The organism is Paraburkholderia fungorum (genome assembly GCF_003610895.1).
In the GTDB taxonomy this organism is placed as follows: Bacteria; Pseudomonadota; Gammaproteobacteria; order Burkholderiales; family Burkholderiaceae; genus Paraburkholderia; species Paraburkholderia fungorum_B.
The window spans coordinates 24980-48033 of sequence record NZ_MCAS01000012.1; the positions used below are offsets into that span (position 1 = coordinate 24980).

Annotated in this window: 17 protein-coding genes; 14 read left to right on the forward strand and 3 right to left on the reverse strand. The window is 63.5% G+C overall.

What is annotated here, in order from left to right:
• Nucleotides 1-73: 73 nt before the first annotated feature.
• Complete coding sequence (locus tag BCY88_RS12885; RefSeq protein WP_120344621.1) at nt 74-1180, reverse strand: zinc-binding metallopeptidase family protein; 1107 nt, start codon at nt 1178-1180, stop codon at nt 74-76.
• A gap of 322 nt (nt 1181-1502) precedes the next feature.
• On the opposite strand from BCY88_RS12885, the gene BCY88_RS12890 reads away from it, so the two are divergent.
• From BCY88_RS12890 to hutG, 8 genes are all read left to right on the forward strand, one after another.
• Complete coding sequence (locus BCY88_RS12890; RefSeq protein ID WP_120344622.1) at nt 1503-4994, forward strand: transglutaminase family protein; 3492 nt, start codon at nt 1503-1505, stop codon at nt 4992-4994.
• A 47-nt stretch (nt 4995-5041) separates the two neighbouring features.
• Nucleotides 5042-7684 carry a circularly permuted type 2 ATP-grasp protein gene (locus BCY88_RS12895; RefSeq protein ID WP_120344623.1) on the forward strand — a complete coding sequence of 881 codons (2643 nt, stop codon included), beginning with the start codon at nt 5042-5044 and terminating at the stop codon, nt 7682-7684.
• Nucleotides 7681-8571, forward strand: a complete 891-nt coding sequence (locus tag BCY88_RS12900; protein WP_120344624.1) for a transglutaminase family protein — start codon at nt 7681-7683, stop codon at nt 8569-8571. The genes BCY88_RS12895 and BCY88_RS12900 overlap by 4 nt, the downstream gene beginning before the upstream one ends.
• 236 nt (nt 8572-8807) lie before the next feature.
• Nucleotides 8808-9557 carry an IclR family transcriptional regulator gene (locus BCY88_RS12905; RefSeq protein WP_120344991.1) on the forward strand — a complete coding sequence of 250 codons (750 nt, stop codon included), beginning with the start codon at nt 8808-8810 and terminating at the stop codon, nt 9555-9557.
• Between the two features lie 110 nt (nt 9558-9667).
• Nucleotides 9668-10423, forward strand: coding sequence for a transporter substrate-binding domain-containing protein (locus BCY88_RS12910; protein ID WP_120344625.1), 756 nt, complete (start codon nt 9668-9670; stop codon nt 10421-10423).
• A 17-nt stretch (nt 10424-10440) separates the two neighbouring features.
• On the forward strand, nt 10441-11109 hold the full coding sequence (locus tag BCY88_RS12915; RefSeq protein ID WP_120344626.1) for an amino acid ABC transporter permease: 669 nt from the start codon (nt 10441-10443) through the stop codon (nt 11107-11109).
• Nucleotides 11106-11882 carry an amino acid ABC transporter ATP-binding protein gene (locus BCY88_RS12920; RefSeq protein WP_120344627.1) on the forward strand — a complete coding sequence of 259 codons (777 nt, stop codon included), beginning with the start codon at nt 11106-11108 and terminating at the stop codon, nt 11880-11882. Before BCY88_RS12915 ends, BCY88_RS12920 begins: the two co-directional genes overlap by 4 nt.
• Complete coding sequence (gene hutG, locus BCY88_RS12925) at nt 11879-12889, forward strand: formimidoylglutamase (protein WP_120344628.1); 1011 nt, start codon at nt 11879-11881, stop codon at nt 12887-12889. The genes BCY88_RS12920 and hutG overlap by 4 nt, the downstream gene beginning before the upstream one ends.
• A 96-nt stretch (nt 12890-12985) precedes the next feature.
• Here hutG and BCY88_RS12930 read toward each other — a convergent pair whose 3' ends face one another.
• Entirely contained in the window at nt 12986-14602 is a 1617-nt protein-coding gene (locus BCY88_RS12930) for a DUF2957 domain-containing protein (RefSeq protein WP_404935690.1), read from the reverse strand.
• A 649-nt stretch (nt 14603-15251) separates the two neighbouring features.
• Between BCY88_RS12930 and BCY88_RS12935 the strand changes: the two genes are divergently transcribed.
• The 6 genes from BCY88_RS12935 (at nt 15252) to BCY88_RS12960 (ending at nt 21644) form a co-directional block, all read left to right on the forward strand.
• On the forward strand, nt 15252-15674 hold the full coding sequence (locus BCY88_RS12935) for a MarR family winged helix-turn-helix transcriptional regulator (protein WP_120344629.1): 423 nt from the start codon (nt 15252-15254) through the stop codon (nt 15672-15674).
• An 80-nt stretch (nt 15675-15754) separates the two neighbouring features.
• The gene (locus BCY88_RS12940; protein WP_120344630.1) at nt 15755-16177 is read left to right on the forward strand and encodes a MarR family winged helix-turn-helix transcriptional regulator; all 423 of its coding nucleotides are present in this window, start codon (nt 15755-15757) and stop codon (nt 16175-16177) included.
• Between the two features lie 86 nt (nt 16178-16263).
• Nucleotides 16264-17373, forward strand: coding sequence for an HlyD family secretion protein (locus BCY88_RS12945; RefSeq protein ID WP_183081354.1), 1110 nt, complete (start codon nt 16264-16266; stop codon nt 17371-17373).
• 7 nt (nt 17374-17380) lie between these two features.
• Nucleotides 17381-18952, forward strand: a complete 1572-nt coding sequence (locus BCY88_RS12950) for a DHA2 family efflux MFS transporter permease subunit (RefSeq protein WP_120344993.1) — start codon at nt 17381-17383, stop codon at nt 18950-18952.
• 10 nt (nt 18953-18962) lie between these two features.
• Complete coding sequence (locus BCY88_RS12955) at nt 18963-20402, forward strand: efflux transporter outer membrane subunit (protein WP_120344632.1); 1440 nt, start codon at nt 18963-18965, stop codon at nt 20400-20402.
• Between the two features lie 57 nt (nt 20403-20459).
• Complete coding sequence (locus BCY88_RS12960) at nt 20460-21644, forward strand: thiolase family protein (protein ID WP_120344633.1); 1185 nt, start codon at nt 20460-20462, stop codon at nt 21642-21644.
• A 67-nt stretch (nt 21645-21711) separates the two neighbouring features.
• On the opposite strand, the gene gltS is transcribed toward BCY88_RS12960, so the two are convergent.
• Entirely contained in the window at nt 21712-22974 is a 1263-nt protein-coding gene (gene gltS / locus BCY88_RS12965; RefSeq protein ID WP_120344634.1) for a sodium/glutamate symporter, read from the reverse strand.
• Nucleotides 22975-23054: the final 80 nt, after the last annotated feature.

Here is a 23054-nt window from a genome sequence, read left to right on the forward strand (position 1 = left end):
CTTATTAATCTCGCGTATCGAGCGCCGGACGGCGGCCAGGTGTGGCGCCGTCGGCAACAAGCCCGCTGCCGGTTTATCCGGCGGCGGGTTTTTTTTCGGGCGGCTGCCGAAGCGGCGTTTTATCGCCGGCCGCCGCAATCACCCGATGGACGAAGCGCAGCTTGTCCACCACCGGCGAGGCCAGCGTGAACGGATAGCCGTCGGGCATGCCGAGACTGCGGTTCAGGCTATTTAACGCATACGTGAGCGGAAACCAGCGCTTCATCAGATTCTCGAAGCTCGCGTCTTCCACGGGCGTGCGGTCGGTCAGCGTCGGCTCGCTCGGGTCGTCGGGCAGCAGCGCGAGGCCGTATGAGGTCGAGGTATCCAGCACGTCGACGATCAGCAGGTAGTGCGCCCACGTCTCGGCCCAGTCTTCCCACGGATGCATCGTCGCATAGGCGCTGATGAAGGATGCCTGCCAGTCTGCCGGTGCGCCGTCGCGGTAGTAGGCCTTCAGCGCCTCGCCGTAATCGGCGCGTTCGTCGCCGAACAGCTTGCGGTAGGACGCGAGCCAGCGCGGATCGTTTTCCACCAGCTGGCTGAAGTAGTAGTGGCCTGTCTCGTGGCGGAAATGGCCGAGCAGCGTGCGATAGGGCTCGCCCATCGCACTGCGCACCTTTTCGCGGTAGGCGTCGTCGGCTTCGGCGATGTTCAGGGTGATGAGGCCGTTGTCGTGGCCGGTCATGACCGGCGAACCGTCGCCGCCGTCCTCGAGGAATTCGAATGCCAGGCCATGCTCCGGATCGGTCTGATGTGGCTGCACATCGAGGCCGAGCGCGGCCAGCGTGTACAGCAGACGCCGCTTCGCCATCTCCAGCCGGTACCAGTAGAGCCGGTTGTCCGGCACGCCCAGATTCGGAATCGTGCGCGTGAGCTGGCAGGCACGGCACAGCGTGTCGGGCGAGTCGGCGGGAATCATCCAGTTGCAGACGTTTTCGACCGCATAGTTGTGGCACTGCCGGAACAGCGCGCCCTCGGCACGTGGATGCAGACTGCGCCAGAGCCCTTCGCCGGCTTCTTCGAAGGTGCTGATTTCGGCCAGTTCGGGCACATATCCAAGCAGGGACTCGCAGCGTTCACAGCGAACGTTCTCATAGAACACGAGGTGCGCGCAGCAGTTGCAGTGGAAGGTTCTCATCGAGCGTGGCCGGTGGTGGGTGACAGTGATGGGGTGAGGCCGATGTGCAATCTTCATGCCGCATTTGCCAGACGTCACTGGTTTAACGCACATTACGTACATGATCGTGCATCGGCGCTGCGCCGCTTTGGTGCGTGCCGGCCGAAAAGGCGGTGCAAAGGCGCGCTGATCGATCCACCGGACGATCGGTCGATGCGGCAAACTTCGTAGCAGGCGGTAGTCCGGGCGGTACGGGCAGTTCACGCGGTTTTTCGCGCTTGTTCTATAAACGGCATGAAGCTTGCTTTTTGGCGGGCTGCCATCCTTTGTCCAGGAGTCTGGTGTGTCCATACGCGTCGCGTTGAATCATGTCACACATTACCGCTACGACCGGCTGGTCGCGCTGTCGCCCCAGGTCGTGCGTCTGAGGCCTGCGCCGCATTGCCGGACCCCGATTCTGTCGTATTCGATGCGGGTCGAACCGGCTGAACATTTCATCAACTGGCAGCAGGACGCGTTCGCCAACTATCAGGCGCGTCTTGTGTTCCCCGAGAAGACGCGCGAATTCAAGGTGACCGTGGATCTGGTCGCCGAGATGGCCGTCTATAACCCGTTCGACTTCTTTCTCGAACCGTCGGCGGAAAAGTTTCCCTTCGAGTATGCGCCCGGCCTCGCGCTGGAGCTCGCGCCGTACCTCGTCAAGCGGCCGATGACGCCGCGCTTCGCCGAGTTCGTCGCGAGTATCGACCGCAAGCCGATGGTCACCGCCGATTTCCTCGTCGCGCTGAATCAGCGGCTGCAACGCGAGATCCGCTACCTGATCCGCATGGAGCCCGGCGTGCAGACGCCCGAGGAAACGCTCGTGAGCGCCGCGGGCTCGTGCCGCGATTCGGGTTGGCTGCTGGTCGAAACGCTCCGGCAACTGGGGCTGGCGGCGCGCTTTGTGTCCGGCTATCTGCTGCAACTCGCACCGGACGTCAAATCCATCGACGGCCCGAGCGGCACCGAAGTCGACTTCACCGACCTGCACGCATGGTGCGAGGTCTATCTGCCGGGCGCGGGCTGGATCGGCCTCGACCCGACCTCCGGCCTGCTCGCCGGGGAGGGCCATATTCCGGTCGCCTGCACGCCCGAGCCGGGCAGCGCGGCGCCGATTTCCGGCGCGGTCGACGAATCCGAAGTCGAGTTCGAACACACCATGTCGATCGAACGGGTACTGGAGACGCCGCGCGTCACCAAACCCTTTACCGAGGACGTGTGGAACGACGTGCTGAAAATGGGCGCGCAGGTCGACCGGCGGCTGGCCGATATGGACGTGCGCCTGACGATGGGCGGCGAGCCGACCTTCGTGTCGGTGCGCGATCGCGACGCCGCCGAATGGAACACCGACGCGCTCGGCCCCACCAAGCGCGGCTACGCGGTCGCGCTGATGGACAAACTGCGCTCGCGTTACGGCGCAAACGGCTTCCTGCATATCGGCCAGGGCAAGTGGTATCCGGGCGAACAGTTGCCGCGCTGGGCCATGTCGCTCTACTGGCGCGCCGACGGCGAGCCGTGCTGGCAAGACCCCGCTCTGTTCGCCGACGAACGCGAGCCGGGCACCTACACGGCCGAGGACGCCCGGCGTTTCCTCGCCCATCTGGCGACCCGGCTGGCAGTCGATCACGACCACATCCAGCCCGGTTTCGAAGACGCCTGGTACTACCTGTGGCGCGAGCGCCGTCTGCCGGTCAACGTCGATCCGCTCGATGCGCGCCTCGACGACGAACTGGAGCGTGTGCGTTTGCGGCGCGTGTTCGACGCGGGGCTGGGCGGCGCGACCGGCTATGTCCTGCCGCTCGCGCGCGAACGCGATGTGCCGGACGAGGCGGCGAAGTGGATCAGCGGCCGCTGGTTCTTCCGCGACGAACGCATGTTCCTGATTCCCGGCGATTCGCCGATGGGTTATCGCCTGCCGCTCGATTCGCTGCCGTGGGTGTCGAAGACCGACTATCCGTATCAGCACGCGCACGATCCGTTTGCGCCGCCGGTGCCGTTGCGCTCAGCGGCGCAACTGCGCATGCAATACGAGGGCGACGGCGACGCTGGGTCCCGCCGCCGCTCCCTGAGCGCCGCCGATGCGCGGCATGCAGCGGCGTTGTCGTCGTCAGCGGGGGATTTGTTGAGCGGCGTGGCGGGCGCCGGCGTGCTGGCTTTCGCTCCGCAGCGGGGTGACGAGCAGGCGCCGGCGCGCGGCGAGTCGTCGAAGGAAACCTTGCGCACGGCGATCTGCGTCGAGGCGCGCGACCCGAAACGCGCCGCCGGTCCGAAGGCGGAAACCGAAGCGTTCGGCAGCGGCCGCTCGCTGCTGCATGTGTTCATGCCGCCGCTCACCGAACTCGACGACTATCTCGACCTGCTGGCGGCGATCGAAGCGACGGCGGCGGAGTTGCGGATGCAGGTGGTGCTCGAAGGCTATCCGCCGCCACGCGATGCGCGCCTGAACGTCCTGCAGGTGACGCCGGACCCGGGTGTGATCGAAGTGAACATCCATCCCGCTTCGAGCTGGGCGCAACTGGTCGACAACACGGAGTATCTCTATCAGTCTGCGGCCGAGAGCTATCTGAGCAGCGAGAAGTTCATGACCGACGGCCGGCATACCGGAACCGGCGGCGGCAATCACTTCGTGCTCGGTGGGGCGACGCCCGCCGATAGTCCGTTCCTGCGCCGTCCTGACCTGCTGGCGAGCCTGATCGCCTATTGGCACAACCATCCCTCGCTGTCGTATCTGTTTTCCGGGCTGTTCATCGGGCCGACGAGCCAGGCGCCGCGCGTCGACGAAGCGCGCAACGATCAGGTGTATGAGCTCGAGGTGGCGTTCCGCGAGTTGCAGCGGCAGATCGACCTGCTCGGTGGCCGCGACAGCGCCAATCTGCCGGCGTGGATGATCGACCGCTCGCTGCGCAACATCCTGATCGACGTGACGGGCAACACGCACCGCGCCGAGTTCTGCATCGACAAACTCTATTCGCCCGATGGTCCGACTGGCCGTCTCGGCCTGCTCGAATTGCGCGGTTTCGAAATGCCGCCGCACGCGCGCATGAGTCTCGTGCAGCAGTTGCTGCTGCGCGCGCTGGTGGCGCGCTTCTGGCACACGCCCTACACGCAGCGCCTCACGCGCTGGGGCACGGAGCTGCACGACCGCTTCCTGCTCGGCACCTTCGCGAAGATGGATTTCGACGACGTGCTCGGCGAACTCAACCAGGCGGGCTTCGCCTTCGAGAGCAGCTGGTTCGCGCCGCACTTCGAATTCCGCTTCCCGCTGGTTGGCGAGACCACGGTGAACGGCGTCTCGCTGACCATCCGCAACGCGCTCGAACCCTGGCATGTGATGGGCGAAGAGGGCTCGCCGGGCGGCACGGTGCGCTACGTGGATTCGTCGGTGGAAAGGCTCGAGGTGCGCGCGCTCGGTTTGAACGACAACCGCCACGTGCTGACGGTGAACGGCGTGCCGGTGCCCCTGCAGCCGACTGGCCGCGTCAGCGAATATGTGGCCGGCGTGCGCTTTCGCGCCTGGTCGCAACCGTCGGCGCTGCATCCGACCATCGGCGTGGATGCGCCGCTCACTTTCGATCTGGTCGATACATGGACGGGCCGCTCGGTCGGCGGATGCCAGTATCATGTCGCTCATCCGGGCGGGCGCAACTATCAGACCTTCCCGGTCAATGCTTACGAGGCGGAAAGCCGGCGGCGCGCGCGCTTCTTCTCATCCGGCCATACGCCGGGGCCGCTCACGGTCGGCACACCGCAGCGCAGCCTCGAGTTTCCGTTCACGTTGGACCTGCGCTACTGGTAACCTGGTAGACTGAAAAGCGACGGCACATTTTTAAAAACGACACGACCTTGGCCTTTCAATCGACCTTTCCCTTCGAAACGTCCGCGGCGCGCGCGGACGCTTCATCCTTATTGCGGCTGTTGCCGGCCTACGAAGGACATTGGGACGAGTTGCGCGATGCCTCGGGCGCGTTGCGCGAACCGTGGCGGCAATTCTTCGAGCGGCTCGGCGAAGACGGCATCGCGCGGCTGGAGGATCACCGCGCCTCGATCGCGCAGCAGATCCGCGACAACGACATCAGCTACAACGTCTACGCGGATAACGGCGAGCCGCGGCCATGGGCGCTCGACCTGCTGCCGTTCCTGATCAGCGAGGCCGAGTGGGCGCATATCGAGCGTGGTGTGACGCAGCGCGCGCATCTGCTCAATGCGATCGTCGCCGATATCTATGGGCCGCAGAGCCTGCTCGAGCGCGGGCAGCTGCCGCCCGCGCTGGTGTTCGGACACCCCGGCTATCTGCGCTCCGTGAAGGGCTTCACGCCACCAGGCGGGCAGTATCTGCAGGTGGTCGCCGTCGATCTGGCGCGTACGCCCGGCGGGCAATGGACCGTCATGGTGCATCGCACCGAGGCGCCATCGGGCCTTGGCTATGCGCTGGAAAACCGGCTGATCGTCTCGACGCTGTTCGCCGATCCGTTCCGCGCAATGCATGTGAGCCGCCTCGCGCCGACCTATTCGCAACTGATCGCGACGCTCGTGCAAGCCGCGCAGGCCACCATGCGGCACGACAGTTCAGGCGCCGACAGTTCGCCGCATATCGCCTTGCTGACACCTGGGCCGTTCAGCGAGACTTACTTCGAGCACGTGTTTCTCGCGCGCTATCTCGGCGTTACGCTGGTCGAAGGCAAGGACCTGACCGTGCGCGACGACATGCTGTATCTGAAGACGCTTGCCGGTCTTGAACGTGTGCACGTCGTGCTGCGCCGTCTTGACGATGCATTCTGCGACCCGGTCGAATTGCGCGCGGATTCCAGCATCGGCGTGCCGGGCCTGTTGCAGGTGATGCGCGCGGGCAATGTGATCGTCTCGAACGTGCCGGGCTCGGGCTTTGTCGAATCGCCGGCTTTGCATGGGTTTTTGCCGGGCATCGCCGAAGTCCTGCTCGACGAGGACCTGGTGCTGCCGAGCGTGGCGACCTGGTGGTGCGGCGAAAAGGCCGCGCGCGAACATGCGTTCGCGCGTCTGGACGAAGCCTTCATCGTGCCGACCTGGCCGGTCGCGCCGCGCGACGCGCCGCCCGGGATCGAACAGGGGCGTCAGCGGCTCTCCACCTGGCGTGAACGCATCGAGGCGATGCCCGACACCTATACGATCCAGCAACCGCAGCGTTTTTCCTGCACCCCGCGTTACGAAGACGGCACGATTGGCCGCCGTCCCTCGGTGCTGCGCGTCTATGCGATTGCCGACGTGAACGGCGGCTGGCATGTCATGCCTGGCGGCTTCACACGGGTGGCCGCCGAGCGTCAGGCGACGGTGTCGATGCAGTACGGCGGCAGCAGCGTCGATACGTGGGTGCTGTCGAGCCAGCCCACCTCGACCTTCACGCTGCTGCCTTCGCCGATGCAACCCGCCGACCTCGCGCGCAAGCATCGCACCGTGTCGAGCCGCGCGGCGGAAAATCTGTTCTGGGCCGGACGTTATGGCGAACGCGCCGAAAACAATGTGCGGCTGTTGCGCCTGATTCTCGGCTCGCTGGAAGGCAACGACGCCGACGCGATGTTCCCGACGCTGGTCGAACTCGCCACGCATTGCGGGCTCGTGCAGTCCGGCGATATGTTTGCGCCGAACTCGCCGCAAGTGTTCGAACGCGCGTTGGTCGCGAATCTGGGCGAGAGCACCGGCCCCACGAGCATTGGCCAGAATCTCGCGTGGCAGGCGCGTTCGAACGGCGAAGTGCGCGGGCGTCTGTCGAACGATCACTGGCGCACGATTCTCGCGGCGCGCAACGATTTCCGCGACGCATTGCAGACCTTGATGCCGGCGGCAAGTTCGAATGGGAACGGGAACGCTAATGGCCGTGGTAACGGCCGCGCCGAACGTAGCGAGCGCTACGACCGCTATGACCGGGTGACGTTGATGAGCGCGCTCGAACGCCTGTCGGTGCAATTGTCGGCGATCAGCGGCGCGCAGGGCGATCGCATGACGCGCGACGAAGCGTGGCGTTTGCTGTTCGTCGGGCGGCACATCGAACGCGTGTCGGCAATGACGTCGTTCCTGCGTGTGGTCGCCGATAAAGGCCAACTCGCGACCCCGGCCGGGTTCGATCTGCTGCTGCAACTGTTCGACAGCACGCTCACGTATCGCGCGCTGTATCCGGGCCGTTTCGAAGTGCCGGCGCTGCTGGATCTGCTGGTGATCGAGCCGACCAACCCGCGCGGCATCTATGGTGTGTATGAGCGCCTGCGCAAGAAGCTCGACGAGATCGCCGTGGCGGCGGGCAGCATGCGGCATCGTCCGTTTGCGGAATTGATGCCGCCTGCCGCTTCGTTGCCGACGCTCGAATCGCTGTGCGCGGTCGACGAAGATGGCGCATACGCCGAGTTGATGGCGGTGTGCGATCTGATTGGCGGCTATGTCAGCGCGGCCGCGCACGAGATCAGCGCGCGCTATTTCAGTCATGCCAGTACGGTGGCGTCGCAGGTGTGGTCATGAAGAACACGCCGACCGTGTTGTCCGTGTCGCATCGCACGACTTACCATTACTCCACCTATGTGGAGACCGCCCAGCATCTCGCGACGATCCGGCCGATCGCCTGCGCATGGCAGCGTGTGGTCTCGCATGACGAAAAGATCGAACCGGAACCGTCGTATCAGACCAGCCGTATCGACGCATTCGGCAACGACGTGCTGTACTTCGCACTGGACGCCCCGCACGAGCGCTTGCAACTCGTCAGCGAAACCACGGTGGCGCTCCTGCCGCGCTGGACCGATCTCGACCCTGAAGAAACGCCGGCATGGGAAGAGGTGGCGGACGCGCTGCGTTTTTGTGTGGGCGGCGAGTTCCGGCCCGAGGTGGAGTTCTGCTTTGCCTCGCCGAACATTGTGCCGCGGCCGTCGTTGCGCGCTTATGCGCTGCCGAGCTTTCCTCCCGGCATGCCGGTCGTGGCGGGCGCGATCGATCTGATGCACCGGATTCACGCCGACTTCGCGTATAAGCCCTCGGCAACGATGTTCGACACGCCTGCCGAGCGTGCCTTCGAATTGAAGAGCGGGGTGTGCCAGGACTTCGCGCAGGTGATGATCGGCTGCCTGCGCTCGCTGGGTTTGCCGGCGCGCTATGTGAGCGGTTATCTGCGCAACGATCCGCCGCCCGGGCAGCCCCGTCTGATCGGCGCGGATGCCTCGCACGCGTGGGTGTCGGTGTATTGCCCGGAGAGCGGCTGGATCGACCTCGACCCGACCAATGACGTGCTCGCCGATATGGACCACGTGACGCTCGCGATCGGTCGCGATTACAGCGACGTGTCCTTGCTGCGCGGGACGATTCTGGGGGGCGGGGCGCATCGGGTAGAGGTGGGGGTGACGGTGTTGGCGCTTTAACCCCCTTAACCCCCTTAACCCCGCTTTAACGCCTTCGACGCTTTTAACCCTTCCAGCAAGCCGCTTTCAGATCAGACAGATTCGCTCGACGCGCCGGGCGCGCTTCGGCACGCTCTTTTATCCCGCTTTCGGGGAAAACCCTCTCCATCCATTCCCATCCAGCGGGAATCCATTTTTTGAAATCCGAGAATACTCTGGCATTCTGATTCCATTATTCATTGTGGGTAGTTTTCATCGTGAACGCGGAACAGGGTGTGACAGGGGCTGAGCGCGTGCTGCTGGTGCTGGCGGCACTCGCCAGTCATGGCAAGGCCATGTCGGTCAAGGATCTGCTCGCCGTCACCGGTCTCGCGCAAAGCACGCTGTACCGGCAGATCGCCTTGCTCAAGCGCTGGGGTTTCGTCGCTGAAAACGCGGGTCATTACGCGCCGGGTCCGATCAGCCTGCAGCTTGCACTCGGCTTCGATGTGAATTCGCTGCTCGTCGAAGCGAGCCGCAGCGAAATGCAACAGCTCGCGCGCGCGTCGCAGGAAAGCATCGGTCTTGTGGTCGCGGTCAAGCATCAGGTGATGTGCCTGGAGATGGTCGACAGTCAGCACTCGTTGCGTTGTTCGTTCGAAAAAGGCCGCGCCGTGCCGCTGAAAGCTGGCGCTTCGGCGAAGTCGCTGCTGGCGTTCATGGCCGACAAGGCGCGCACCGAAGTGCTCGATAGCGTGTTCGACAACGACCCGGCCGGCCGCGCCGAGATCGAAGCCGAGCTCGAACAGATTCGCGCTCAAGGCTACGCCGTCAGCGACAGCGAAGTCGATCCGGGCGTGTGGGGCGTGAGCGCTCCGATCTTTCATCGCAGCGGACGCGGCGCCGGCAGCAGCGCGTCGATCACGCTGATGGCGCCGTCCACACGCGCCATCGGCCGCGAAAGCCAATTCATCGACGGGACGCTACGCACGGCCCGCGCTATTTCCGAGCATATGCAAACCGATTGATCGGGCAAGACCGCTTGCACTCAGAATTCGATCTGGATACCGAACGAACTGAACGAAGCGAAAGAAGCGAACCAAGCGAACGAGTTGAACGAACCACCAGGAGCCCTCCCATGAAACTGAATCGACTGTTGTCCCTCGCATGCGTCACCTTTGCGGTGACGTTCGCCGGCTTCTCCGGCGCGGCGTCCGCACAAACGCCGGACGTGCTCAATGTCGCCACCGACGCGACCTTCCCGCCGATGGAATACACCGAAAACGGCGCCCGCACCGGCTTCGACGTCGATGTGATGAATGCACTCGCGAAAGCCATGGGCAAACGCGTGCAATGGACCGATATCGATTTCAAAGGCCTGATTCCGGGCCTGATCGCCCATCGTTTCGACGCGGCGATTTCGGGTATCTACATCACCGACGAGCGCGCGAAAGTGGTCGACTTCACCGACTCGTACTACGCGGGTGGCCTCGTTGCGCTGGTGAAAGCCGATTCGCCGATCAAGTCGGTTGCCGACCTGAACGGCAAGAAAGTGTCGGTCCAGGTGGGCACGAAATCGGTCAATTTCCTGCGCGACAACTTCCCGCAAATCAACCGCGTCGAAGTCGAGAAGAATCAGGAAATGTTCGACCTGGTCGGTATCGGCCGAGCCGATGCCGCGGTGACCGGCAAGCCGGCTGCTTACCAGCTGGTGAAGACGCGCGGCGGTTTCCGCGTGCTCGACAAGCCGCTGACGACCGAAGCCTACGGCATCGCCGTGCGCAAGGACGAACCGCAACTGAAGGCGGCGTTCAATACGGCGCTGGCGAAGATCAAGGCCGATGGCACGTATGCGGCGATCGTCAAGAAGTGGTTCGGCGCCACCGCGCAATAACTGGCTGAGCAGACATAATGGAACTCGATTTTTCGCCGGTGATTGCCGGCTGGCCGGACATCATGCATGGCGCACTGGTGACGGTCGAAGTGACCGCCGCCGCGCTCGGGCTTAGCTGCGTGCTGGGCCTGCTGATCGGTATCGGCCGGTTGACGCCGAAGCGGCGCGTGGTGTACGGCTTGTGCACCGCGTACCTCACGTTTTTCCGCGGCACGCCGCTGCTCGTGCAGCTTTTCCTGCTGTTCTTCGGTTTGCCGCAATTCGGCATTCTGTTGCCGGCTTTCGTGTGCGGGATGCTTGGGCTCGGTTTGTATTCTGCAGCCTATGTATCGGAGATCGTGCGCGGTGCGATTCAGTCGGTGGATCGCGGCCAGATGGAGGCGGCGCGTTCGATCGGCATGTCGTCAGGGCAGGCCATGCGCGCGATCATTCTGCCGCAGGCGATCGTGCGGATGATCCCGCCGCTCGGCAACGAGTTCATCGCCTTGATCAAGAATTCGGCGCTGGTGTCACTGCTGACGATCGACGATCTGATGCACGAAGGCCAGAAGATCATCAGCGTGTCGTACCGTTCACTCGAGGTGTATCTGGCCATCGCGCTGGTTTATCTGGTGTTGACGCAGGCGACCAATTACGCGCTGCATCGCGTGGAGCGCCGTTTGCGTGCAGGAGGGATGGTGCAATGAATACCGTGGCCAAAGTGGATGAACCTATCGTCAGCATTCGTGGGCTGACCAAATCGTTCGGCTCGCACACCGTGCTGAACGGTATCGATTTCGACATTCAGCCGCAGCAGGTGGTGGTCGTGATCGGGCCGAGCGGCTCGGGTAAGAGCACTTTCCTGCGTTGCTGCAACGGGCTGGAAGAGGCGGAAGGCGGCACGATCGATATCTGCGGGCATCGTCTGGTGGATCATGGCGTCATGCTCAAGGACCGTTCGCTGAATGCGCTGCGCACGGAAGTGGGCATGGTGTTTCAGTCGTTCAATCTGTTTCCGCATCTGTCGGTGCTGCATAACATCACGGTCGGTCCGCGCATGCTGCGTGGCGCCAGCAAGGCGCAAGCCGAAGCGGCCGCAATCGCGTTGCTGGAAAAAGTCGGGCTGGCTCACAAGGCACATGTGATGCCGGCGAGTCTGTCAGGCGGCCAGAAGCAACGCGTTGCCATTGCCCGCGCGTTGGCGATGCAGCCGCGCGTGATGTTGTTCGACGAGCCGACTTCCGCGCTCGATCCCGAGCTGGTCGGCGAAGTCCTGCAGGTGATGAAGCTGCTCGCGAGCGAAGGTATGACGATGGTGGTCGTCACGCACGAAATGGGTTTCGCGAAGGAAGTGGCCGACGTGGTGGTGGTCATGGACGGCGGCGTGATCGTCGAGGCCGGCGCGCCGTCTGAGATTTTCTCGGCGCCCTCGCAGCCGCGCACGCGGGCTTTCCTGCAGGCAGTGCTGTCACGCGCATGAGAGTTCCATTCGACGACAAGGTGTGGATCGGCCGTTCCGACGATGGTGAACCCGGCGACACCCGGCGCATTTTCAATCAGGTCGTGCCCTTCGGCGGCGCACCGGCGCGTACAGATGGTCTGCACGGCGCGCCGCATCGTGAAAGCGACCTGCCGGTGATTGTCGGCTTTGGTTCCGACGAAGGCGTGCGGCGCAATCAAGGGCGTACCGGCGCGGCACATGCGCCGAAGGAGTTGCGCCGGGTGCTGGCTAGTCTGCCGGCAAAAACGTCGATGGCCGCGCTTGCCGATGCGGGCGACGTGGTGTGCGACGACGGCGACCTCGAAGGCGCGCAGGCGGAACTCGCGAGCGTGGTGAGCGATGTGCTCGCGAGCGGCGGCCGGCCCTTGGTGCTCGGCGGCGGTCATGAAGTTGCGTGGGGGACGTATAGCGGTTTGCGCCTGCATCAGGATCGCGCGGCTGCTGCATTGGCCACCTCATTGACCACCTCAACCGCCACACGCCAGCTGCTCATCATCAACTTCGACGCCCACTTCGATCTGCGCCAGAAGCGGCCGGCCAATTCGGGCACGCCGTTCGATCAGATCGCGAACGACTGCGCCGAGCGCGGCGTACCGTTCAACTACGCGTGCTTCGGTATCAGCGATCTGGGCAACACCGCTTCGTTGTTTGCGCATGCAGAGGAACTTGGCGTGCGCTACGTGCTCGACGTCGACATGCAGGAACCGCAATTGCCGCAGCGTCTGGATGATCTCCAGAAGTTGCTGGATTTAGCGGACGATGTCTATCTGACCATCGATCTCGACGTGCTGCCGGCCGCCACCGCGCCTGGCGTATCGGCGCCTGCTGCGTTAGGCGTGCCGCTGTCGGTAGTCGAAGCGATGGTGCAGCGCGTGCGGGCATCGGGCAAGCTGCGCGCGGCGGATATCGCGGAGTACAACCCGTCTCTCGATCAGGACAGGCGCACGGCGAGGGCGGCGGCGCGCCTGGCGTACCGGTTGCTTTAAGGCGGACCCACTGCGCCGCAGCGCGTCGCACGGCTAAACAAAACGGCTCACCGGATTACGCCAGTGAGCCGTTTTCCATTTCCAGCGCGGCGGTACCTACTGCACAAACGCTCCAATCGACAGAAACGGATTCACCTTGCCGGCATAGTTCGCCGGATCGTAGGTGAGCGCAGGTTGATTGACCCCGTTCATCAGCAGACCGTACACCGGGCCCACCCTCACCATCACCCCGCTGTCCCCCGCCTTGTAGATTGCGGTGCCGCCGGACATCAGGTCCTTGTTCGCGGTTACCTTGACGAGGCCGGGCTGCGTCTGCGTGAAGTCGAGCGAGAAGTTACTCGATACCGACGAGGTGAATGGATTGAGCAACGCGGCCGACGGACTCTGGAACAAGGTGGCGCCGTAGTTCACACCGGCATTGAACGAGGCGCTGCCGTCGCCGCACGTGCCCACGGCGACATAGACCAACTGCCCGTTGAAGAAGATCGCCGTTGGACCCTGGCCGATGCTGGTCACCACGCCGCACGCCGAAGCGCTGTTGGCGCCGATATATCCGCCGCTTAGCGCTGTTTGGGCGATCTTCGTGGCGGGCGCCAGCAGCGAGATGCCGAGCTGATCGTCGAGGGCGTTGTTCGTGATGTTGAGCGGGTTCGCATCGGTATGCGCATAGCCGACGCGAATCACGACCGGCACGAGCTGGTTGTTCACCTTGCCGACGATCATGATGCCGTGCGCGAGGCTCTGCGAGAAGAGCAGTTGCAGCACGCCCACGCCGGCGGCGGGATAACTCAGAGTGCTCGGCAAACTCGCGCTGACGAATACGTTGTCCGGCGTGCCATCGGCATTGGTGCGCAGCGTCCACGGCGTGCCGGTCATCGCGCACGAGTACAGCGACGAATCGGCCGTACAGGTGCCGTCCGCGTTGAGTGTCTCGCTGGCCTGAATCGCGGTCGGCGACCAGCCGGTCATCGACTGGCCGTCGGCGCTCTGTGCGAAGCTGCCTTCCGGGTTCACGCGGAATCCCAGTTCGTTATAGGCGCCGGCCACCTGCGTGAAGTCGGTGACGGTTTGGCTGAAGCCGAGGAACGGATACGAGTCGAACGTGCGTGACGGCACGGCGCCGATCAGGAATCCCGGGAAGGGTTCGAGTCCGTCGAACTGAATCGTCGCCCCTGGAATGCCTCCGCCGATGATGCCCTGGCCAACGAACAGCATCGGCGGGTCCTGCGGATTGATCGTGACGCTATAGCTGCCGTCGGCGGTCTTGCCGTTCTTCAGCATGATCGCGCAGCGGTTCTGCTCGGCGGTCGGCAGCGCAAACGCGCCGCTCGGGTTGTCGTAGTCGCCGGTGATGGTCATGCCGGCGCGCGTGTTGTTGACCTGGCCCGCCGAAGTCGGCACGGCCGATTCGATGAAGGTCATCTGGTACTGCTTCTTCGTCGAATCGAATTTCATTTTGACGTATTCGCCGCTGCCCGAGCCGCCGGTATAGGTGGTCGAATAGTCGAGTGCGTCGGGGCACAGTTTGGCCGCGACGACGGGGGTGCCGGGTGGTTGGCCCTGTGGCGGGCAGGAACTGCCGGAACACTGGGGCACGGCGACGGCGGCCGGGTCGTCTGTTTTGCCACCGCCGCAGGCCGCGAGCACGACAGGCAGCATGAGTGCGGCGAGGTGTGTCGCGGCGGATAAACCGTTGCGCCGTTTGAATGTCATTGTTTGTCTCCTCGTGAATCGTCGTTCGTTGTTCGTTATTAATTGCGTCGATTACGCCACCCGATTGGATCGCCCGATTTATCGGACTCCGTGTCGCTGTGCTGATCTGTCCTTCGATTGTTATCTGAACAGATGTGTCCGCGCATCCGCATATCGGCCCGCGGTTTATCTCTGCCATAGCCAGGCTCGACGGCGCTTAAACAGGCTCGCGGGCCATCCTGAACGGCCGCTTGAGCCAGCCCGCAAGGCGGGCGGATTTCTCGTCAGGTGGAGCGGTGCGGATCAGCCAGAACCGGGGTCGCGCTAATGCGGATAATCGGTGTGGCATATTCAATCTGGATTGCGAATCTCGCTGGAGTCGTTCTGGATGACATTAATGTCTCCTTGGCCCGTTATTAGAAGTTTAGACGCTATTAGATTTAATGTTTGCGGGTGAACATTAAGCCGCTGCTGCGGACTTGTATATAGTGGCAATAATCCAAACTCGATCCATGGGTTTTCTCACCAGCCCACGGACCTTACAGGGAAATTTCAAACAGACGTATGTATGAAGGTCCGCTTCGGATAGGCCCGTTGAGCAGATTTCGCAACACAGTGTTCAACGCCTGCAAACTTGACGCTGTGCGTATGCACATATAGACTGCCGAGCATGAACCGTCCACTCTCTTACGACGAATGCAACTGTTTCGCGCTGCGCCAGGCGGCCCGGCACGTCACGCAGATTTACGAGCGCCATCTCGGCCAGGTCGGGCTCACGGCTGCGCAGTTCACCATTCTCGCCAAGCTCGCACGCACGCCGAATCTGGCGATGCTGGATCTGGCTGACACCATGGTGATGGAGCGCACTACGCTCGTGCGTGCCATGAAGCCGTTGCAGCGTGACGGGCTGGTGGTCGCCGAACCGGCGGAGCATGACGGCCGCACGTTTTTGTTCAGTCTCACGAAGCAGGGCGAGACGACCTTCGATCAGGCGGCTATCGCATGGCGTGCCGCGCAGAACGAGTTCGAGGAAAAGTTCGGCCATGCGCGGGCCAAGGCGCTACGCGCCGAACTCTTCAGCATCACCGGATAGACACAATGGATCAGCTCGTTTCGGCGGGCTTTGGTTTACCTGATTATGTGCATACGCACTCACGAAAGGGAAACGCAGTGATGGACGGGCTCTTCGACGACGACTGCTTTGCGATCCGCCAGGCCGCACGCTATGTGTCGCAGATATACGACCGGCACCTGGCAAATGTTGGCTTGACCATCACACAGTTTTCGCTGCTGGGGCGGCTCAAGCGCACCGGGCCCATGACGATGAAACAAATGGCGGAAGCCATGCGCATGGAGCGCACCACGCTGGTCCGTACGATCCAGCCGCTGCGCCGCAACGGTCTGGTGTCGAGCGAGGCGCTGGGTGCGGACGCGCGGGCGTTGACGATTGCGCTGACTGCCGCGGGTGAACAGCGTCTTAAGGCAGGACGTGAACATTGGTATGCAGCCCAGGCCGAATTCGAACACCGTTTCGGCGAGCGGCGCGCGGCGGCATTGCGAGGCGAACTGTTCGCCATCACACGGGATTCAATCTAACGGTCGCGAGTAGGGCGACCCAGGGGCGGCGTTATCTCACGCGCTGTTTTCTCAACGTAACGAGTGCATACACACATACGAACATCATGTCCACTACACCTTCGACTATCGCGCCGCCCAGCGTGGCAAACGCCGCCAGACCGGCACGGCGCATTCCGTGGATGCTGCTCGCGATCATCACGGTGCTCGCCGTGCTGGCGCTTGCCGCGTCCTACTGGTTCTTCGTCGGCCGCTTTGTCGAAACCACGGACGACGCTTACGTCGGCGGCGATGTGACCGTGATGTCGCCGAAGGTAAATGGCTTCGTGACTGACGTGCTGGTGCGCGACAACCAGTTCGTCCACGCGAATCAGGTATTGATCCGGCTCGATGCGCGCGATTACGACGCACGCCTCGCGCAAGCCAGTGCGGAAGTCGAGAGCGCGCAGGCCGCCGTCACCGAATTGCAGGCGAAGAAATCCTTGCAGCTTGCCACCATCAATGAGCAGGCCGCCGAGGTTCGCGCGTCCGGCGCCGAGTTGACGCGCAGCGCCGCCGATCAGACGCGCTATCGCGAACTGGTGAAGGACGACGCGGTATCGAATCAGGTCGTGGAACGCGCGGACGCCGATCTGTCCAAGGCGCATGCCGCGGTCGACCGCAGCAGTGCGGCATTGATCGCCGCGCAACGGCAGATCGCCGTGCTCGACGCGCAGATCGGCGACGCCCAGGCGCGCATCGCCACGGCGCAGGCGGCGCAACGAGTCGCGGCCCTGAATGTGGAGTACACCACGATCCGCTCGCCGATCGACGGTTACGTCGGCAACCGCACCGCGCGCGTCGGCCTGCTGGCGAACACGGGCGTGTCGCTGCTGACCGTGGTGCCGTCGAGCGGACTGTGGATCGACGCCAACTTCAAGGAAGACCAGTTGAAGAAGATGCACGTTGGCGACGGTGTCGATGTCGATCTGGATGCGTCGAGCAAACGGATTCACGGCGTGGTCGAGAGCCTCGCGCCCGCGACCGGCGCGACCTTCAGCGTGTTGCCGGCAGAGAACGCCACCGGCAACTTTACGAAGATCGTGCAACGCGTGCCCGTGCGCGTGCGCCTCGACGTGCCGAAAGACATGCAAGGCGTGCTGCGGCCCGGATTGTCGGCGACCGTAAGGGTGCATGTCGACGCCGGCAACGCGAACAACGCGCCGGCGCGTGGCTGAGCCGATCATGACTCAAGTTCTCGCCAACCCCGCCGATCTGCCGACGCGAACCAAAGTCCTGGCGTTCACGTTGATGTGCGTCGGCTTTTTCATGGCGACGCTCGATATTCAGATCGTTGCGTCGTCGCTCAAGGACATCGGCGGCGGCTTGTCCGCGAGCCAGGACGAACTCTCGTGGGTGCAGACCTCATATCTGATCGCTGAAATTCTGGTGATTCCGATGTCCGGCTGGCTCACCCGCGTATTCTCGACGCGTTGGGTGTTCGCGTTTTCCGCGCTCGGCTTCACGATCACCAGCATGTTGTGCGGTCTCGCGTGGGACATCAACTCGATGATCCTGTTCCGCGGTTTGCAGGGCGCGCTCGGCGCCGCGATGATCCCAACGGTGTTCACCACGGCGTTCGTGCTGTTTCCCGGCAAGCAGCGCCTGATTGCCTCCACCACCATCAGCGCGCTCGCCACACTCGCGCCGACCGTCGGCCCGGTGATCGGCGGCTGGATCACGTCGCAATGGTCGTGGCACTGGCTGTTCTATCTGAACCTGGTGCCGGGTGCGGTCGTCACGCTGATGGTGCCGAGGTACGTGCACTTCGACAACGTCGATCTGTCTTTGCTGAAGAAGGGCGATTACCTGGGCATCCTGCTGATGTCCGGCTTTCTCGGTTGCCTTGAATACGTGCTCGAGGAAGGGCCGCGCAAGAACTGGTTCGGCGACGACGTGATCGTGACCTGCACCTGGATCGCGGCGATCTGCGGCTTCCTGTTCATCGTGCACGCGTTCACCGCGAAAGAGCCGATCGTCGATTTGCGCGCGCTGGCGATCCGCAACTTCGGGATTGGCAGTCTGCTGTCGTTCATCACCGGGATCGGGATTTTCTGCGCGGTGTTCCTGACGCCCGTGTTCCTGTCGCGGGTGCGTGGGTTCGATTCGTTGCAAATCGGCGTGGCGCTATTGTCGGTCGGCTGTTTTCAATTGGCCGCGATGCTTGTCTATTCGGTTGTCGCGCGCTTTGTCGACATGCGGATCCTGCTGGTGTTCGGCCTCGTGCTGTTCGGCGTCGGCTGTTATCTGTATGTACCGCTGACCAACCAGTGGGGCTGGCAGGAGTTGCTGATTCCACAGGCCTTGCGTGGCATCGGCCAACAGTTCTGCATTCCACCCATCGTGACGATGGCGCTAGGTTCGTTGCCGATGTCGAGGCTTCGTTCCGCCAGCGGCCTGTTCAACCTGATGCGCAATCTGGGCGGCGCGATTGGCATTGCCGTGAGCAGCACGATGCTCAACGATCGCCTGAATCTCCATTACGAACGGCTCGATGAACATCTGAGCGCGGGCCGTCCGGTGGTCGAGTCGATCTTGCAGCAGCAAAGCGCGCACTTCGCGCAAGTCGGCGGCGATGCGCTGAATGCGGCCAATGCGGGTCTCGGCCAGTTACATGCGCTGCTGATGCGCGAAGCACTCGTGCTCACGTTCTCCGACACGTTCTTTGTACTGTCGCTCTGTTTTGTCGCCGGTTTGCTGAGCGTGCTGTTCTCGCGGCCGTTTGGCAATACCGCACCGCCGCCCGACGCTCATTGAGGAATTCGGCATGAAACCAATCGTTATCAAAGTACTCGCGAGCGCCGCACTGCTGACGCTGGCGGCATGCGCGGTGCAACCGGCAACGCATGCGGATCTGAAGCAGTCGGTTCAAACCGTCGCACCGGCCGCGTGGAATGTGGAGGCGCGCGAAGACAGCATCAATGCCGATACGTGGTGGGCGCAATTTGGCGACCCGGTCATGCATCAGCTGGTGGAATCGGTGCTGACGGGCAATCTCGACGTGCAAGCCGCGGTGGAGCGCGTCAAGCAGGCGCAGGATATCGCGACGCAAAATCGCGCGGCCTTGCTGCCCGAACTGGACGCCAGTGCGAGCGCGGCGGATTCTCGCCAGAACACGCCGCCGCCGCTCGGCTATGTGCGTCAGGCCGGCATCGGCGTGACGGCGAGCTGGACGCCGGACGTGTTCGGCGGCGAACGTCTTGCCGTTCTCGCAGCTCAGGCGCAAGTGTCGGGGCGGCAGGCAGCATTGAATCAACTGCGTCTGGCACTCGCGGCGAACACCGCGGCGGCATATATCGATCTGCGCTGGGCGCAAGCGCAACTGCAGATTCTCAGCGACAACGAACAGATTCGCGCCCGCGCGTTGACGCTCACGCAGCGGCGTTTGCATTACGGCCTGTCGACGCAACTCGACGTCGCGCGTGCGCAGAACCAGTTGGAGGATTTGCAGGCGCAGATTCCGCGCATGCAGTCGACCGTGCAGCATCAACTGAGTCTTATCGCGGTGTATTCGGGGCGTACGCCGGAGAGCGTCGACGGTTTGCTGCTGGCCGATCCGCATCAGGTTCGCGACATTCCGGTGCCTGCGCAAAGCGTGCCGCAGACCTTGCCGTCCGAGGCGCTGTTGCAGCGGCCCGACGTGCGCAATGCCTACGCCACGGTAGAGCAGCGCGCGGCGGAAGTGGGCGTGTCGAAAGCGCAGCGCTATCCGCAGTTCAGGCTCAATCTCGCGGACGGTTTGCTGGCCTCGTCCTACCTCGGCTTGCCGACGCTGACCGATAACCTCTTCAGCGCCGCGTTGAACGCGACGAGTCCGATCTTCAATGCCGGCCGCATCACCGCGAACATCGACGCGAGCGAGAGCCGGATGCGCGAGTCGCAACTCGGCCTGCAGCAGACCATGTTGCAGGCGCTCAAGGAGATCGAGGACAACCGCAGCGATCTCGTGAATGGCGCGGTGCAGGTGCAACGCCTAGGCGGCGCGCTCGATGCATCGAACCAGGCGCTGCGCCTGTCGAGTGAGCTTTACAAGGGCGGTGCGTCGAGTTTCCTCGACGTGCTCGCGGCGCAGGAGGCGTATCTGCGCGATGCGGAATCGTTGAATCAGGCCAAACGCGAGCATGCGCTCTCGGCCGTCGCGCTGTACCGCTCGCTCGGCGGCGGCTGGGATGTGCCTGAAACGGTCACAGCCGCATCCGCGAATTGATATGCGCGGACATGGTGACGCAATGAGTGAAATGGGTAGTCCAACTGGAGATGAGCGATGAGTACGCGAGAAGTAGTGATCTGCAATCCGGTGAGAACGCCGATTGGCGCATTCGGCGGATCGTTGAAAGAGGTGCCCGCAACCGAACTTGGCGCAATTGCGGTGCGTGAGACGCTGCGGCGCAGCGGGCTGGATCCGGCTGCGTTGGCATCGGTGGTGATGGGCAACGTGATTCAGGCCGGCAACCGGATGAACCCGGCGCGTCAGGCGTCGATTGGCGGCGGCGTGCCGGTGGCCGTGCCGGCGTTGACGGTCAACCGTGTGTGCGGTTCGGGCGCGCAGGCGATTGCATCCGCGGCGCAGGAAATCTGGCTTGGCCTCGGTGACGCAGCGGTGGCCGGTGGCATGGAAAACATGGACCGTGCGCCGTATTTGCTCGACGGCGGCCGCTGGGGCTACCGGATGGGCAACGCGCAGATTCACGACAGCCTGCTGCGCGACGGCCTGAACGACGCGTTTTCCGGCGAGCATTCCGGCTGGCATACCGAAGACCTCGTCACGCAGTTCGACCTCACGCGCGAAACGCAGGACCGTTGGGCCGCGCGGTCTCAACAGCGCTTTGCCGAAGCGCAGGCGCGCGGCGATTTCGACGCTGAACTGGTCACCGTCGAAATCCCGGGTCGCAAAGGTCCGCAGTATTTTTCGAGCGACGAACAGCCGCGCCCGGATACCACCGTCGAAACGCTCGCCAGACTGCGCCCGGCCTTCCGCCCGGACGGCACGATTACCGCGGGCAACGCGCCAGGATTGAATAGCGGCGCAGCAGCGATGCTGGTCGCCGAGCGCGGGTTTGCCGAGGCGCGCGGCATCGAACCATTCGCGCGGCTGGTGGCGTATGGCGTTGCGGCAGTCGAGCCGGGCCTGTTCGGTCTTGGCCCGGTGCCGGCTGTGCAAATGGCCCTGGCCCGCGCGGGTTGGCAACTCGGGGACGTCGAACGCTTCGAGATCAATGAGGCTTTCGCGGCCGTGCCGATCGCGGTGGCGCGCAGACTCGGCATCGCGCAAGAACTGATCAACGTGCAAGGCGGCGCGATTGCCCATGGTCATCCGATCGGCGCGACGGGTGCGGTATTGACGACACGTCTGCTGCATTCGATGCGCCGTGACGGCTTGAAACGCGGCATCGTCACGTTATGTATCGGCGGCGGCCAGGGGATTGCGCTGGCATTGGAAGTGATCTGAGATCGGCTGCGCGTTGCGGCTGCGCGTTGCGGTGTCCGTGACCGCAAACGCGCAGCCGCGACATCCGCTAATGAAAGATCGGCAAAGCCAGAAACCCCTTGATGACGATCGCATTGGCGATGTCGATAAAGAAGGCGCCCACCATCGGCACCACCAGAAAGGCGAGATGCGAATGGCCGAAGCGGGCCGTGACGGCCTGCATATTCGCAATGGCGGTGGGCGTGGCGCCCAGGCCGAATCCGCAATGACCGGATGCGAGCACGACGGCATCGTAGTTGCGGCCCATCACGCGGAACGTGACGAAGATCGCATAGAGCGCCATCAGAATGGTCTGCGCGACGAGAATCGAAATCACCGGCAGTGCGAGCGAGGCGAGGTCCCAGAGCTTGAGCGTCATCAGCGCCATGGCGAGGAATAGCGCGAGACTCACATTGCCGAGCAGGGCGACGGCGTGATCGAGAACGGGTTTGCCCGCGAGCCCGAGTGCATTACTGAGCAACACGCCGACGAATAGCACGCAGACAAACGTCGGCAGCTCGATCGCCGTGCCGGCCAATAGTTGGCCAAGTGCTTCGCCGGCCGCGAGGCTGATCGCAATCAGCGCGAGCGTCTCGATGAAGGCGGCAGGTGTGGTGGCCTGTTCGGCCTTGGGTTCTTCGAAAGCAAGCGGCGCTTCGGTGTGCGCCTCGAGGCGGTTATCGGCGGGGGCATCAACGGCGTTGCCGGCGTGACTCCGGGGAGGTATTTCGGCGCGCGCGGGGTGCTTCCCGGCGACTTGCCGCATCAGCACACGCGCCACCGGACCGCCGAGAATCCCGCCCATCACGAGGCCGAAGGTCGCACAGGCGATCGCGGCCTCCGTGGCGGACTGAAGCCCGTGGTGTTCGGCGAACACCTTGCTCCATGCAGCGCCTGTGCCATGACCGCCGGACAACGTGATTGAGCCGACCAGCAGGCCGTACAGCGGATCAATGCCCAATAGATAAGTGAGCGCGATGCCTACTGCATTTTGCAGGATCAGCAGGCCGATCACGAGACCGAGAAAACGCAGCAGCAGCGGACCGCCCGACCTGAGGCTCGCGAGGTTGGCGTTAAGACCGATGGTCGCGAAGAATGCGAGCATGAGCGGCGCTTGCAGCGCGGTATCGAAGCGCACTTCGATGTGGCTCGTGGTGCGCAGGATCAACAGGACGATTGCCACCAGAAGGCCGCCGGCAACGGGTTCGGGAATCGTATAACTGCGCAGCAGGGGGATCCATCCGACCAGCCTGTTGCCCAGCAACAGAACCAGTGAAGCCGTGACGAGTGTTCCATAGATACCGACGTTCATAGGCGACCTCGTTAAGCATGAGTGAGAGCGGCAACGAGGCGTCAGACGGCGCGCGGAGCGCCAACGCTGCGGTAAGGACA

What these genes read in the sequence shown, in the direction of transcription:
- BCY88_RS12915 (WP_120344626.1), top strand. Translation starts at nt 10,441, where the DNA reads ATGGAACTCGATTTTTCGCCGGTGATTGCCGGCTGGCCGGACATCATG.
- gltS (WP_120344634.1), bottom strand. Translation starts at nt 22,974, where the DNA reads ATGAACGTCGGTATCTATGGAACACTCGTCACGGCTTCACTGGTTCTG.
- BCY88_RS12900 (WP_120344624.1), top strand. Translation starts at nt 7,681, where the DNA reads ATGAAGAACACGCCGACCGTGTTGTCCGTGTCGCATCGCACGACTTAC.
- BCY88_RS12930 (WP_404935690.1), bottom strand. Translation starts at nt 14,602, where the DNA reads ATGACATTCAAACGGCGCAACGGTTTATCCGCCGCGACACACCTCGCC.
- BCY88_RS12910 (WP_120344625.1), top strand. Translation starts at nt 9,668, where the DNA reads ATGAAACTGAATCGACTGTTGTCCCTCGCATGCGTCACCTTTGCGGTG.
- BCY88_RS12960 (WP_120344633.1), top strand. Translation starts at nt 20,460, where the DNA reads ATGAGTACGCGAGAAGTAGTGATCTGCAATCCGGTGAGAACGCCGATT.
- BCY88_RS12885 (WP_120344621.1), bottom strand. Translation starts at nt 1,180, where the DNA reads ATGAGAACCTTCCACTGCAACTGCTGCGCGCACCTCGTGTTCTATGAG.
- BCY88_RS12920 (WP_120344627.1), top strand. Translation starts at nt 11,106, where the DNA reads ATGAATACCGTGGCCAAAGTGGATGAACCTATCGTCAGCATTCGTGGG.
- BCY88_RS12940 (WP_120344630.1), top strand. Translation starts at nt 15,755, where the DNA reads ATGGACGGGCTCTTCGACGACGACTGCTTTGCGATCCGCCAGGCCGCA.
- BCY88_RS12945 (WP_183081354.1), top strand. Translation starts at nt 16,264, where the DNA reads ATGTCCACTACACCTTCGACTATCGCGCCGCCCAGCGTGGCAAACGCC.
- hutG (WP_120344628.1), top strand. Translation starts at nt 11,879, where the DNA reads ATGAGAGTTCCATTCGACGACAAGGTGTGGATCGGCCGTTCCGACGAT.
- BCY88_RS12935 (WP_120344629.1), top strand. Translation starts at nt 15,252, where the DNA reads ATGAACCGTCCACTCTCTTACGACGAATGCAACTGTTTCGCGCTGCGC.
- BCY88_RS12950 (WP_120344993.1), top strand. Translation starts at nt 17,381, where the DNA reads ATGACTCAAGTTCTCGCCAACCCCGCCGATCTGCCGACGCGAACCAAA.
- BCY88_RS12955 (WP_120344632.1), top strand. Translation starts at nt 18,963, where the DNA reads ATGAAACCAATCGTTATCAAAGTACTCGCGAGCGCCGCACTGCTGACG.